The 14,479-nt window shown below is 26.6% G+C and carries 12 protein-coding genes; 11 read left to right on the top strand and 1 reads right to left on the bottom strand.

Features of this window, described 5'->3' with window-relative positions; all coding sequences use genetic code 11:
* Positions 1-21 precede the first annotated feature (21 nt).
* Both ptsG and I2E83_RS05425 read left to right on the top strand, forming a co-directional pair.
* Complete coding sequence (ptsG, locus tag I2E83_RS05430; protein ID WP_195262730.1) at positions 22-2,067, top strand: glucose-specific PTS transporter subunit IIBC; 2,046 nt, start codon at positions 22-24, stop codon at positions 2,065-2,067.
* Positions 2,068-2,190: 123 nt separating this feature from the next.
* Positions 2,191-2,856: a hemolysin III family protein gene (locus I2E83_RS05425; RefSeq protein WP_195262794.1), complete on the top strand. Its 666-nt coding sequence runs from the start codon at positions 2,191-2,193 to the stop codon at positions 2,854-2,856.
* Between the two features lie 127 nt (positions 2,857-2,983).
* On the opposite strand, the gene I2E83_RS05420 is transcribed toward I2E83_RS05425, so the two are convergent.
* A complete protein-coding gene (locus tag I2E83_RS05420) occupies positions 2,984-3,934 on the bottom strand; it encodes a phosphatase (protein ID WP_195428895.1) in 951 nt (316 codons plus the stop codon).
* A gap of 213 nt (positions 3,935-4,147) precedes the next feature.
* On the opposite strand from I2E83_RS05420, the gene I2E83_RS05415 reads away from it, so the two are divergent.
* From I2E83_RS05415 to I2E83_RS05375, 9 genes are all read left to right on the top strand, one after another.
* Positions 4,148-4,330: an alpha/beta-type small acid-soluble spore protein gene (locus tag I2E83_RS05415; protein WP_195262728.1), complete on the top strand. Its 183-nt coding sequence runs from the start codon at positions 4,148-4,150 to the stop codon at positions 4,328-4,330.
* Between the two features lie 382 nt (positions 4,331-4,712).
* On the top strand, positions 4,713-5,078 hold the full coding sequence (locus I2E83_RS05410) for a GntR family transcriptional regulator (protein WP_195262727.1): 366 nt from the start codon (positions 4,713-4,715) through the stop codon (positions 5,076-5,078).
* Position 5,079: 1 nt separating this feature from the next.
* Complete coding sequence (locus tag I2E83_RS05405) at positions 5,080-5,778, top strand: ABC transporter ATP-binding protein (RefSeq protein ID WP_195262726.1); 699 nt, start codon at positions 5,080-5,082, stop codon at positions 5,776-5,778.
* A gap of 20 nt (positions 5,779-5,798) precedes the next feature.
* Positions 5,799-6,497 carry a hypothetical protein gene (locus I2E83_RS05400; protein ID WP_195428893.1) on the top strand — a complete coding sequence of 233 codons (699 nt, stop codon included), beginning with the start codon at positions 5,799-5,801 and terminating at the stop codon, positions 6,495-6,497.
* Between the two features lie 13 nt (positions 6,498-6,510).
* Positions 6,511-7,308, top strand: coding sequence for a DUF4097 family beta strand repeat-containing protein (locus I2E83_RS05395; RefSeq protein ID WP_195262724.1), 798 nt, complete (start codon positions 6,511-6,513; stop codon positions 7,306-7,308).
* Between the two features lie 219 nt (positions 7,309-7,527).
* Positions 7,528-8,658: a DNA repair exonuclease gene (locus I2E83_RS05390; RefSeq protein ID WP_195262723.1), complete on the top strand. Its 1,131-nt coding sequence runs from the start codon at positions 7,528-7,530 to the stop codon at positions 8,656-8,658.
* Positions 8,645-11,392, top strand: coding sequence for an AAA family ATPase (locus I2E83_RS05385; RefSeq protein WP_195428891.1), 2,748 nt, complete (start codon positions 8,645-8,647; stop codon positions 11,390-11,392). The genes I2E83_RS05390 and I2E83_RS05385 overlap by 14 nt, the downstream gene beginning before the upstream one ends.
* Before the next feature lie 75 nt (positions 11,393-11,467).
* Positions 11,468-12,403 carry a zinc ABC transporter substrate-binding protein gene (locus I2E83_RS05380; RefSeq protein ID WP_195428889.1) on the top strand — a complete coding sequence of 312 codons (936 nt, stop codon included), beginning with the start codon at positions 11,468-11,470 and terminating at the stop codon, positions 12,401-12,403.
* 152 nt (positions 12,404-12,555) lie between these two features.
* Entirely contained in the window at positions 12,556-14,358 is a 1,803-nt protein-coding gene (locus tag I2E83_RS05375) for a MutS family DNA mismatch repair protein (RefSeq protein WP_195262720.1), read from the top strand.
* The last annotated feature ends 121 nt before the right edge of the window (positions 14,359-14,479 follow it).

The following is a 14,479-nucleotide window of genomic DNA, read 5'->3' as shown; positions in this document are numbered from 1 at the left end:
ATAGGATTATTAGGAGGAAAAATGAATACTATATTTCTAAAAAAGTCTTTTGGAGTTCTTCAGAGGATAGGTAAATCTTTAATGTTACCAGTTGCATTACTACCAGCGGCTGGACTTTTAATGGGAATTGGAACATTTCTACAAAATCCCAATATAATAAGCAATTTTCCAATGTTATCTGGAGAAAACTTTCAACTAATTGCTAATATAATGTCATCTTCAGGTGATATTATATTTTCTAATTTGCCACTAATATTTGCAGTAGGAGTCTCTATAGGTATGAGCAATGGAGACGGGGTTGCAGCATTAGCAGCAATAGTGTCCTTTTTAATAATGAATATGACTGTCGGAATAACAGCTGGAGTTGACTTACTACAGGTTGATACTAATCCAATGTATGATGTTGTACTTGGAATTCCTACTCTTCAGACAGGAGTTTTTGGTGGGATAGTGATTGGTATGATTTCAGCAGTTATATATCAAAAATTTTATAACATAAAGTTACCAGAGTTCTTAGGATTTTTTTCAGGAAAAAGATTTGTACCAATAGTATCTGCAATAGCAGGATTAATAATAGGGATAATGATGGTAGTAATTTGGCCACCTATACAGAATTTTTTATTAGCTTTTTCAAGGAGTATGATAGGAACTAATCCAACTATTTCAGCTTTAATTTTTGGAATTATAGAAAGAGCGCTAATACCTTTTGGATTGCATCATATATGGTATAATCCATTTTGGTATCAGTTTGGAGAATATACTAGTTTAGCTGGACAATTAGTAATTGGAGATCAGGCAATATTTTTTGCTCAATTAAAGGATGGAGTAGAGTTTACAGCAGGAACATTTATGACTGGAAAATTTCCATTTATGATGTTTGGTCTTCCAGCAGCTGCTTTAGCAATGTATCATGAAGCAGATAGTGATAAGAAAAAAGTGGTAGCTGGTATATTATTTTCTGGTGCGTTAACATCTTTCTTAACAGGAATAACAGAGCCAATTGAATTTATGTTTTTATTTGTTGCTCCAATTTTATTTGCTGTACATTGTATATTTGCAGGTTTGTCATTTATGATAATGCAAATATTAAATGTGAAGATAGGATTAACATTTTCTGGTGGTCTTATAGATTTTATATTATTTGGTGTGATTCCCAATAGAACAAAATGGTGGTGGGTATTAATTGTGGGAATCATATTTGCATCTATATATTATTTGGGGTTTAGATATATAATAAGAAAATTAGATTTAAAGACACCAGGAAGAGAGAGAGAAGAAAGTGAAATTGATATAGATATTTCTGATGGAGATTTAGCTTATAAGGTATTAGATGCTTTTGGAGGGCCAAAGAATATAAAATACCTAGATGCTTGTATAACTAGGCTTAGAGTTACAGTGAAGAATATAAGTTTAGTAAACAGAAGTAAACTTAAGGCATTAGGTTCAGCTGATTTAATGATAATCGGAGAGAATATTCAAGCTATATTTGGACCTAAGTCAGATATGCTTAAGGAGCAAATGAAAGATATCATAGATGGGAAAGAAATAAAAATTAAAAAGAAAAAACAGATAGAGAAAATAGAAAAAGGTATTAAAATAGAAAGTTCTATTATGATCCCTTCCACTGGAAAACTTTTGAGGTTAGAGGATGTTCCAGATCCTATATTTTCTATGAAGCTTATTGGTGATGGCTTTGCTATAGATCCGAAAAATAATGTTTTAATATCTCCAATAAGAGGAATGGTATTAACAATATCGAAAACATGCCATTCTATAACTATTAGGGGATTAGATGGATTTGATGTATTCATTCATATAGGAATAGATAGTATTAATTTAAATGGGAATGGCTTTAAGGCTTTTGTTCAAGAGGGAGATATAGTAAATGAAGGAGACATATTAATAGAATTTCCTTTAGATGAAATGAGAAAAAATTTGAAATCACCAATTATACCTGTTATATTTAAAGGCTTGCCTAAGGAGAAATTTATATATTTTAATAACGATATAGATGTGATATCCGGAGATATAAATAAAGTTGAAATACATGAGAAAAAAAATAAGTAAAGTTTTAGGAACAATCTTTAAGGTTAAAAAGATTGTTCCTTTTTATAAAAAGAATAATATATTGATTAAAGAGCAATATATTAAAGTAATTAAAAATGTTAGAGGGTGAAGAAAAAGATACTTATGAGCAATAAAAATGAACAGACAGTTTATAATTTTTATACTAAAGGTGAAGAGATAGCAAATGCTGTAACACATGGAGTGGGAGCTATACTAGCTATTATTGGAAGTGTGTTTTTAATTATAGCAGCATCAAACTCTGGTAGTAATTATGCTGTTATTGGAGTTTGGGTTTATAGTATTTGTCTAATAATACTATATCTTGGATCCACTTTATATCATAGTATTCCAGGTGATTTAGTAAAAAGAATACTAAGGATATTAGATCATTCATCAATATATTTATTAATAGCAGGAACATATACTCCTATTATATTAATATTGTTGAATAGTGATAAAAAATCTATGCAAATATTATTAGCACTGTGGATAATTACATTTCTAGGAATAATGTTTAAGGTGTTTTGGATAGATAAATTTGCTATTTTATCAACAATACTATATATATTAATGGGTTGGATCATAGTACTTAATGTTAAGGCAGTTTTGCTTTTAGTACCTATGAAAATATTAATATATATAGTAGCTGGAGGGCTCGCTTATACTATAGGATGTATATTTTATGCATTAGACAAAATGCCATACAATCATTTTATATGGCATCTATTTGTAATTGCAGGAAGCACATTACATTATGTTGCTATATTTTTAGGAATATTATATTTATAGATTGAAAGCGTAGTCTCAAAAAGTTATTTGATATAAGATTTATTTAATTTCAATTAGTTTATTGCCTTAAAAAAGTTAATTTCTTATTTTTATGAAGGATCTCACGAAATGTGAGACCCTTTTATTTTTAACTTTTTTCATTTATAGGTTCATTTTCATCAGGTAATGGAGCACTCTCACTATATAGGCCTTTTTTATTTTTTAGCCATGTGGAATAGTTAGTCTTAAATCCAGATTCTTTATTTTCTAGAGTATAATTATAAAAATATTCAAGGAAAGTAGCTCTTGGAATATTTTCTGTTAGTACTATTCCACCGATAGCAATTTGGTCATTAAGTATTGTTGATAGTGATGCATTGATTGGATTTTTCATCATTTGGAACATGGACATAAACATGGTTGTTCTTCCATCTCCAGCATCACAATGAAATAGTATATGTACATCATCAGATGTAGTATTAACAAAGTTTATAAAGTCATCTACTGATTCAGGTTTGGGGATTGAATTATCTCTTACTGAAATTCTTTTATAGCCTAACCCGAAATTTTTGCAAGTACTTTCTTCATTTGATACAGTATTTGCTTTTAATGATTCTAGATATTCACCTGTTGTTTTAAAAATTGGAATATTGTAACCTATCGCTATTTTTAATAAATCTTCTTTTTCTGCTTTTAATGTTTCTTGAGCATTCAAATTGCTATTTATAAGTTGAAAAAAACTATAATAGCTTATTGGACTATCATCAATGAATCCATGAGATTCTTGTCTTAAGTCAACTACAGTTATTTTAGGGCTATTTATAGCTACTTTTATATTATCTATTTGGCTAGGTCTAAATTGAGCACAACCTGAAATATTTAGTTCTTGAATGCTTCTAAATCTAGGAGGAAGTTTATAATTTTTTTTAATATCTAATATTAAAAATTTATCCTCAAGAAATGGGATAGTATCTGGTGAATTTATAATTGCCATGGATATATTAGATATGTTACATATAGAGAGTAATGTAGATAAAACTATAAAAATAGAAATTGATTTATATTTAATATTTTTAAATTTTAACATAGAAATCTTCATAGAGAACCTCCTTTTTAGTATATTCACTAAATATTTTGTGCACAAAATGATAAAATATCCTGCATATAAAATATTCTAAACTATCTATAATTTACTAAGAATATAAATTTAGATTAAGGTTAATATAATAGTGTAAACAGAAAACTTTTAAATGAGAGGGAGTTCAATTTTAAAAGTAGTTTACAAAACCAATAGCCAAAGGAGGAATTACAAATGGCAAAGACATTAGTTCCAGAAGCAAGAAAAGGATTAAGTGCATTCAAGAATGAAGTTGCAGCAGAGTTAGGAGTTCCATTTAGCGATTACAATGGCGACCTAACATCAAAACAATGTGGTTCCGTAGGTGGCGAGATGGTAAAAAGAATGGTTGAACAATACGAAAGTTCAATAAAGTAAGCCACAGGAACAAATTAACTAAGGGTTAAGAAGACAGGATGGATATACCGCCAAAGAATTTAGTATTGTAACCATTCAAAAAAAGAAGAGGTATTTCTAAAATAAAAACAAAAGTTTTTATTTTAGATGCCTCTTTTTTATTTATAAAAAAATTTAATCTTATTATGAATATATAGAATTATAAATAATTTTATAAAAATATTTCTAAAAAGCTATGTTTCTCAAATAATAAGTAAAATAAAGAAAGTTAAAGATAATCAATACTAAATACGGATAAATGAATATAATGATTAAATTTACATATAATTAAAAATAGTAAAAAAAACAGTATTAGTGTATTATTTAATTAATACACTAATACTGTTGAGGAAGGAGATAAAAAATGGTACTTGAATTAAATTCAAAAGAACCGATATATCTTCAAATAATTGCTTATATGAAAAAAAGAATAGTTTCAGGGGATTTAAAAGGAGGAGAAAGAATTTTGTCTGTAAGAGAATATGCAAGCGAATTGAAAGTTAATCCCAATACAGTGCAAAAGGTTTATTCTGAATTAGAAAATCAAGATTTAATTTATACTCAAAGAGGAATTGGAAAATTTGTTACAGAAGATGAGAAAAGGATAAATGATTTAAGACAAGAGATATTTAATGAAACCATAGATAAATTTATTGAAGATTCAAAAGCCTTAGGATTCACAAAAGAAAAAATATTAGCAATTATATTAGAAAGATATATGGAGGATTAATATGAGTGATTTATTAGAAATAAAAGATTTATATAAAACTATAAAAGGAAAGAAAGTATTAAATGGAATAAATTTAAAGCTAGAAAAGGGAAAAGTGTTGGGAATAATGGGACCTAATGCTCAGGGGAAGACAACTCTTTTAAATACTATACAAGGGTTTTTAAAAGCTGATGAAGGAGAAATAAAGGTAAATGGATTATCTCTAGGAGTTGAAACTAAAAATTATATTGCATTTTTACAAGATAAAAATATTTTTCATAAAGCGATGAAAATAAAGGATGCAATAAAATTATATTCAGACTTCTTTAATGATTTTGATATGGAAAAGATGAAATATTATTTAGATTTTATGAACTTAGATATTGAATCTAAAATAAAGGATTTATCAAAAGGAACAAATGAAAAATTTAACTTATCATTAACTTTAAGTAGAAAAGCTAAGTTATATTTGTTAGATGAGCCTATATCAGGGGTTGATCCTGTTTCAAGAGAAAAAATTTTAGATGCTATATTAGAAAATTTATCAGAGGAAAGTTCAATGATAATAACTACTCATTATATTGGTGAGCTTGAGAGAATCTTCGATGAAGTTGCTTTTTTAGGAGATGGAAAAATAATAGAATCTGGAGAAGCAGAAGAGTTGAGAGAAAAGTATAAACTATCTATTGATGAAGTTTATAGAAAAGTATTTGCAGAGTAATTTGAATAAGGAGGGATAGTATGAAAAATATTTTAAATATTTTAAAATATAATTTTGGAAAATACAATTCAGGAATAAGCAAGATATTGTATATGAGTGTATTTATAATTTTATGTATGTTAACTTTAGGAATATTTATAAGGGTACCATTTATTGGAGAGTTAATGTCGGTTATGAGTATTGCTTTCATTTCAACATTTCTAGCAATAAATTTCATTATTTCAATAATAAAGTTTATATCACAAATATCAAAAGATAATGGTAAATTAATTTTTACATTACCAATAAAGGCTTGGGAATTTATGATTGCTAAGTATATAGAATTTATAATTTTGCAAGGGAGTATAGCTCTTGTTGCATATATAGTATCAAGCCTTTCTGGCAATGCAATGGCAGAAGTAGTTAAGATGGCGGTATTTGGAGTGGCTTTTGGAACTACAGCAGCATATATTGTAATTACTTCATTTATAGTAATATTTTCATCATATATTTATAATGTAGGATTATGCATACTTGCTGTTATAGTAGGCGGTGGAATTATCCAAAGTTTTGTTTCAGGAATAAACAGGTTTATAACTAATTTATTTCCATATATTTATTTAAAATTAGGATCATTTATAGAAATTGATTTGATTTCTATGCTTTTGGGGATTTTGTGGGTAGGTATTCTTGTAACAATAGCAATAAATCATCTAGATAAAAAATTAGATATTATTTAAGGGGGATATAATTATGAAAAAGCTATTTAAGATATTTTTAGTACTATCGCTCAGCGTTATGTTAGGAGGTTGTAGTGTTAAGTTTGGGGTTGAAAGTAGAAATGATGATAATGATAGCAATTCAACTAATTATAGTGGGGAAAGTATAAATAAGGTTGAAACAATAGAAGGTATAAATAATATTAATATAAAAATAGAAGTTAGTAGTGTAAAAGTAATGTACTATGAAGGTAAGGATATTGAAGTTTCAGGTACTTTAGGAAAGCTATCTAAAGGTATAACAATAGATAAAAGTTCAGATGAACTAACAATTAATGAAAAATCAAAGAAGCGTAATAGTATAAATAGAGATTCTACTAGCGATTTAAAGATAAAGATACCAAATAGCTATAACGGAAATATAGATTTAGAATTTGGTGTTGGGGAATATGAAGTTAGAGATTTGAAAGTAGATAATATAAGTATTAGTTCAGGAGTAGGACAGTTACTCATAAAAGATATTTCATTTAATAAACTTGATTTAGAAAGTGGAGTAGGAGATGTTGAATTAGAAACAAAAGAAATGACTGGAGATATAAATATTGAAGGTGGAGTCGGAAGCATAGAAGTATCATTGGGAAATGTAAATGGAAATTTAATCTTTGAAGGTGGCGTTGGAAATACTAATATAAGGATACCATCAGATTCACCAGTAAGTATAAGAACAGATTCTGGACTTGGAAAAGCTAATATAAATGCTAAAACATCTGGGGAAAATAAATATGTATTTGATATTAGCATGGGAATTGGAGAAATAAATATAACAAACTAAAATCGATGCAGGTAAGTTTGCCTGCATCTTTATTTGTATACTATTAATTAACTGGATGGTGTATTAAAATATTAAAGCTTTATTATTACTTATATATGATATGATTAATAATGAATAAATATAGCGTTTATCTATGGGCATAAATATTGTGCTGAAAGATGAAAAATGATAAAATGAGAACAAAAGTTCGTTGGGAATAATTATAATTAAGGTGATAATATGAAAAAAGTTAAGATATTACAAGCTGGAGATTTGCATTTTGATACTCCATTTAAAGATTTAAATAAAAATATAGCTTTAATAAGCAAAGAAGAGCTTTTAGAAGTTTTTAGTAGGATTATAAACATGTGTATAGAAAATTCTGTTGATATTTTACTATTAACTGGGGATATTTTTGATAATTTAACAGTAAATAAAAAAACACTAGGTTTTATTAAAAATCAATTAGAAAGAATAATCAACATAAAAGTGTTTATATCTCCTGGTAATCATGATCCATATTACGAAAAGTCATTTTATAAAATGATAGAATGGCCAAATAATGTTCATATATTCAAAAGTTCAATTGAATCTGTAGTTTTGCAGGATTTAGAAACTGTTGTATGGGGAGCAGGCTTTAATACTCATCATGTTAAAAAGAGTATGTTAAAGAATATTTCTATAAATGAAAAATATATAAATATAATGGTTATACATGGTGATATATCAAATAGTGATGAAGGAAATGATTATAATCCAATAACCTTAAGGGATATAGAAGAGAGTAAATTAGATTATATAGCTATAGGTCATAGACATAACTACAGTGGAATATTAAGACAAAAAAATACTTGCTATGCTTATGCAGGATGTCCTCAGGGAAGAGGCTTTGATGAACTTGGAGATAAAGGTGTTATAGTTGGAGATGTTTCAAAAGGTGCTGTTGATCTTAGATTTATTAGAACTTCAAAAAGAAATTATTATGTAGTTGATGTAGATATAAGTAATTCTATTAGTTATGAAGAAATAAAAGAAAAGATAATAAATTCTATAAATGAAGAAGACAGAAGGAATAATTTATATAAAATTATTTTAAAGGGTGAAATAGAATCATATATCAACTTAAATGAAGATATAGCATTTGAAAAAGTAAAAGATTATTTTTACTTTGTTAAAGTAATTGATAATACTGATGTAAAGTTAGATTTTGATAAAATATCAAAGGATTATTCTGTTAAAGGGGTTTATGCAAGAAAGCTACTAGATAAAATGGCAGATGATGACTATGATGACGAAGTGATAAAATTAGCATTAAAGATAGGCATCCAATGTTTGTCACATGAGGAAGTGAATTTAAATGATTATAAATAAGATAAATATTATTTCTTTTGCGGGATTAAAAGATAAGACGATTGAGCTTAATAATGAAATAAATCTAATATACGGTGAAAATGAAAAAGGTAAAAGTACTATTCAAAATTTTATTAGAATTTGGCTCTATGGTATGAATTCCAAAAGAAGCAAGGATATTAAAAATAATGATAGAGTAAGATTTATGCCTATTGATGGAGATAAGATTAGAGGAGAACTATATGTAACACATAATAACAGAAGTTATATTATAAGGAGAAGTTTTGGTTCAACTAAGAAGGAAGATGTATCAGAAGTAATAGATGCTGAATCAGGTGATATAGTTTTAGATATACCAAAAGATGAACCAGGAAAGTACTTTTTTAATGTAAACTCATCAACATTTCTAAAAACATTATTTATAAGTCAATTAGGGGTAGCTATCTCGAAGGATAAGGAAGAAGAAATAATAGATAAGGCAGCAAACTTATTAGGTAGTGGCGAAGAAAGTGTTTCACTGCAAAAAGCATTAGAGAAGTTAGATACTATAAAAAAATCTATAACTACAAGCAGAAAAACAGGAGAATTAGATTTACTTAGAAATAAATATAATTCATTAAACGAAGAAAAATATGAGGCTTATAAATTATCGGAATCTAGTATAGACAAAGAACAAAAATTAATTACTTTAAAAGATAATAGAGAAGAATTAAGAAAAGAACTTAAGAATTTAGATATATATAAGAAATATATGAAAAAAGCAAAGCTTCAAAAAGAATATGAAGAAATAACTGAATATTTAAAGAAGAAAGAAGAGTTGAAGAAAAAGGAAAGATATATAGAAGAAAGTATATCTTCTAGAAATGGTGTAATAGATGAAGTTTTACTAAATGATATAAAGGATGAAAATTCATTATACTTTAGTATATTGGATATGAAATCTGAAGAAGAAAAGAAGTTGAATAATAGTAAAGAAATTTATTTAAATAAAAGAAATGAGTTTGAAAATTTATTTTTCATAGAAAACTTATCAAGTGAAGATAAAAATAAGTTTATGAAAGCTATCATGGAAAGAGAAAATTTAAATGAAAAAATGAAAAACTATGAGGCTTTAAACAATGATATAAATCTTATAAAAAGAGATATAGAAAAAAAGAATGATTATATAGGAAGTTCCATTAATTTTAGAGGAATAAGAGATGAAATAGGAAAGATATTAGAAAAATATGAAGATAAGTTAAAAGAGCTTAAATTTAAATTAGAGAATTCATCTAATAAAGTAGGAGAAAAAGATATAGACATTAAATTGAAAAGTCAGCATAAATTGATTAATTTATCAATCATAATTTTTGCTGTTATTTTAGCTTTATCTATTTTTCTATTTAGAGATAACTTACTTTTAATAGTTATATTAACAGGCATTATAAGCCTTCTTACATTTAAATCTTTTAATTTAAGAACAGAGATAAATAATATTGATAAGCATAATAGTTTATTTAATATTGATAAATTAGAAGAAGATATAAAAGAAATAGAAAAAGATATTTTCAAATATACAAAGTTAGTTGGAGCAACTTCTTATGAAGATTTTATTAGAAAATTAAAGCTTTTTGATGAGTTTGTCTTGTATGAAGAAAAGCAAAATATAAAGATAACAGAAAAGGAAATTCAAGTGTCTGTTCTAAATATAAGGACGGTTGAAGAAAATTATAAAAATAACGAAGATTATATAGAATATATATTAGATTTAGCAAAGACAAGAGATGTAAATGAAGTAATATTAATGTTATCTAAATACGAAGAAGTAAATAAGGAAATTTTATCTATAAAAATAGACATAGAAAAAGAAGAACAATCAATAAATAAATTACAAAAAGAACTTGAAATAAGAGAAAAAAGAATAAGAGAAAAGCTTGAATTTATAGGCCTAGAAGATATAGATTTATTCAGTTTAGAAGAAAAGTTATTAGAAATAAAACAAAAAGTAAAGCAAAGAGATGAAATTGTTAGAACATTAGAAAGTATAGATGAAACTTATAAGGCTTTAACTAAGGATAAGGATATAGATGCAATAAAGGAAGATTTAAAAGACATAATTAACGAAAATATAAATTATACTTATTCCTCAGAAGATGAGATAGATAATCAGATTTCAATAAAATCAAATGAATTAATAGAAATTGAGAAGTCTATAAAAGATGTTGAAAATGATTTAAATAATAGGTTTATAGGTAAAAGAAATATACCTCAAATAGAAGAAGAAATAGAAGATGTTAGGGAAAAGATTAATAAGTTTGAATTAAGGTTAAAAGCTACCGAATTAGCTATAGAAAAAATGAATGAGTCTATAAGAGAAGTTAGAGGAAACTTTGGAAATATTTTAAATTCTAGTGTTATAGAATACTTTAAGGATTTAACAAATAAGAGCTATGATGATGTTATGGTGTCGGATTCATATGAGATGAAAGTAAGAAGGGGGTCGGATGTTCTACCTGGAGCTATTTTAAGTAATGGAGCAAATGATCAATTATACTTATCTTTAAGGCTAGCATTTATTAATATGATATATAAGGATATGGATTTCCCAGTTACGTTAGACGATGCTTTTGTACAATACGACGATAATAGAACTGAGAAAGCCATTGATTTGCTTCTAAGTTGTAAATTTAAACAATTATTAATATTTACATGCCAATCTAGAGAGAAGAATATATTGGAAAAGAAAAATATAGAAATTAATTATATTTCATTGTAGTATTGACAATAATAGTATAAGAAGATAAAATTATACCAATGAATAATGCAAATCATTTGCAAAAGAGGTGGAGAAATGAAGAAAAAATTATTGGGATTAACTCTTATACTGGGAATCATCTTTTCTTTTTCTGGATGTGTAAATAAAAGTAATGATGATAATGGAGAAAAATTAAGAGTAGGTGTTACAATTAATCCTCTTAAAGACTTTACAGAAGCAATAGGTGGAGATAAGGTAGAAGTATTTTCAATTATACCAGATGGTAGTGATGCACATAGTTTTGACCCTAAGCCAAAGGATTTAAAAGATTTAATAAATACAAACATGTTTGTATATAATGGGCTTGGAATGGAGGAATGGATAGACTCTGTTTTAAATACAATAGAAGGCAAAGATATTAAAGTAGTAGAAGCTAGTAATGGTATAAAACCAATTAGTATATCAGAAGAAGATCATGATCATGAAGAGGGCGAAGAAGATGATCATGATCACAGCCATGGAGGAAATGATCCTCATATGTGGCTAAGCTTAAGCGATGCAGCAAAAGAAGCTGAGAACATAAAGAATGCTTTAATTGAGATAGACCCAGAAAATAAAGATTACTATGAAAGTAATTATGAAAAGTTAAATAAAGATTTCACTACTTTACAGGATGAATACAAAACTAAGTTTCAAGAAATAACAAATAAAGATTTTGTTACTGGACATGCAGCCTTTGCTTATTTATGTAGAGACTTTGGATTAACTCAAAAAAGTATAGCAGATGTTTTTGGAGAAGGTGAATTAACTCCAAAAAATTTAGAAGCTTTAATAAATTACTGTAAGGAAAATGGTGTTAAAGTTGTATTTAGTGAATCTACAGCAAGTGCAAAGGAATCAGAAACTTTAGCAAAAGAAGTTGGAGCTAAAGTAGAAAAGATATATAGTCTTGAAACTAAGGAAGATAATAAAAGCTATTTAGAAGGTATGAAATATAATTTAGAAACCATATATAATTCATTAAAAAGTTAATATCTATAGTTGAAATATTTTTTTATTAAATAAAGATTTAAAAGATATCGGATAATAGGTATAGTAAGAATGCTTATATCCGATATTTTATTTTCTAATTAGAAGATAGTAAGTTTATATGATAAAATTATTAAGTAAGGGTGGTGTAAATTATGAGCAGAGCATTAAGTTTTTATGAAAGTAAAATCTCAAAATATGAAGAGAAGATAAAAGATCTAAATAAAGTTATAACTAAGCTTTCTACTTTAAGGTTAATTATAGTTATTATGGCTATATTATCGGCATACTATTTTTACAAAAGAGAAAGCATAGTATTATTAATATTATCGATAGTTATGTTTACAGCCATATTTATTGTAGTAGCATATTATCATAATAAAAAAATTCAAGAGAAAAAAGAATATAAAGTATATATAAATATAAATAGTAATGGAATAGCTAGAATAAAGGGGACTTTTAAAGAAAAAGAAGATAAAGGTGAAGAATTTTTAAGAGATGAGCATCCTTTTGCAAGTGATTTAGATATATTTGGAAGAAATTCGCTTTTTCAAATGATTAATTCAACAAAAACTAAGTTTGGAAGAAATAAGCTATCTCAAATGCTAAACTTAAAGACAATTCCAAATAGAGAAGAAATATTAAAAAAGCAAGAAGCTATAAATGAGTTAGGTGAAAAAGTAGAGTGGAGACAACGTCTAGAAGTTAAATCCACTATTAAAAAGAGCGGGACAAAAGATATAAATGAACTTTTAGAGTGGGCAAATGGAAAAAGTGAAATAAAACCATTATTTAAGGTAGTTCCCTATTTATTTATAGCAATTACTATGATATCAATAGTATTAGTAATTTTAAAAGTATTACCAATAAGTTATATCATTTTAGTTTTTATGATTAATTACTTAGTAGTAAAAATACTTACAAAGGATTTAGTACAAATTATAAGATTATTTGATAAACATAAAAAAGATATAGAGGCATATACAAATTTATTAACTCTTATAGATAGCGAAAATTTTGATTCAGTACTTTTAAAAGAGCTAAAGAATAAATTATATTCTTCTGAAAATAAAAGTTGTGTTGATGAAATGAAAGCACTTAAAAGATTAGTTGACTGGTTAGGGGATAGCTCATCTAACGCATATTATTTATTATTAAATGTAACTGTATTGTCAGACACTTTTATTCTAAGAAATTTAGAAGAGTGGAGAAGACTAAATGGAGATAAACTAGAACAATGGCTTAATATAATGGGAGAGTTTGAAGCCTTATCTAGTGTATCTAATTTATCATTTGATTTTGATAAATGGACTTATCCTAAGATTAGTACATCAGATGTAGTCGAAGGTATAAATGTAGGTCATCCTATGTTAGGTGAAAAAGCTGTAGTTAACAGTTTTACATTAAAAGATGATGCAAAGGTTGCTTTAATAACAGGTTCAAATATGTCGGGTAAAAGTACTTTTTTAAGAACTATTGGGTTAAATTTACTTTTAAGCTATATAGGAGCTCCTACTTGTAGTAAAAGTTTTACTTGTGGTATTTTTAGTATATATACATGTATGAGAACTAAGGATAACTTAGAGGAAAGTATATCATCATTTTATGCAGAAATATTAAGGATAAAGATACTTATCGAAGCTGCCCAAAATGGAGAAAAGGTATTTTTCTTATTAGATGAAATTTTTAAAGGTACAAATTCAAAGGATAGACATGAAGGTGCACAAGTTCTTATAAACCAATTAGTAAAAAATAATGCTATGGGACTTGTTTCTACTCATGATTTAGAATTATGCGATTTAGAAAAAACAAAGAAATGGATTAAAAATTATAACTTCCAAGAATACTATGAAAAAAACAATATTAAATTTGATTATAAGTTGAGAGAAGGAAGAAGTACAACTCAAAATGCAGTCCATTTGATGAAGTTAGCAGGCATAGAGTTTAATGATAAATAAATAGAGCTGTCTAAGACAGCTCTATTTAAAATTGTGAATTTAAAATAATAGTATTTATATAATTTTGAATTTAATATTTTAAATTGAATTTTATGATATATTTTCAAATTTTATATAGTAA

This window comes from Clostridium sp. D46t1_190503_E9, from assembly GCF_015555225.1.
GTDB lineage: Bacteria > Bacillota > Clostridia > Clostridiales > Clostridiaceae > Clostridium.
Note: the sequence above shows the minus strand (reverse complement) of the source record. Positions and strands in the feature narration are given on the sequence as shown.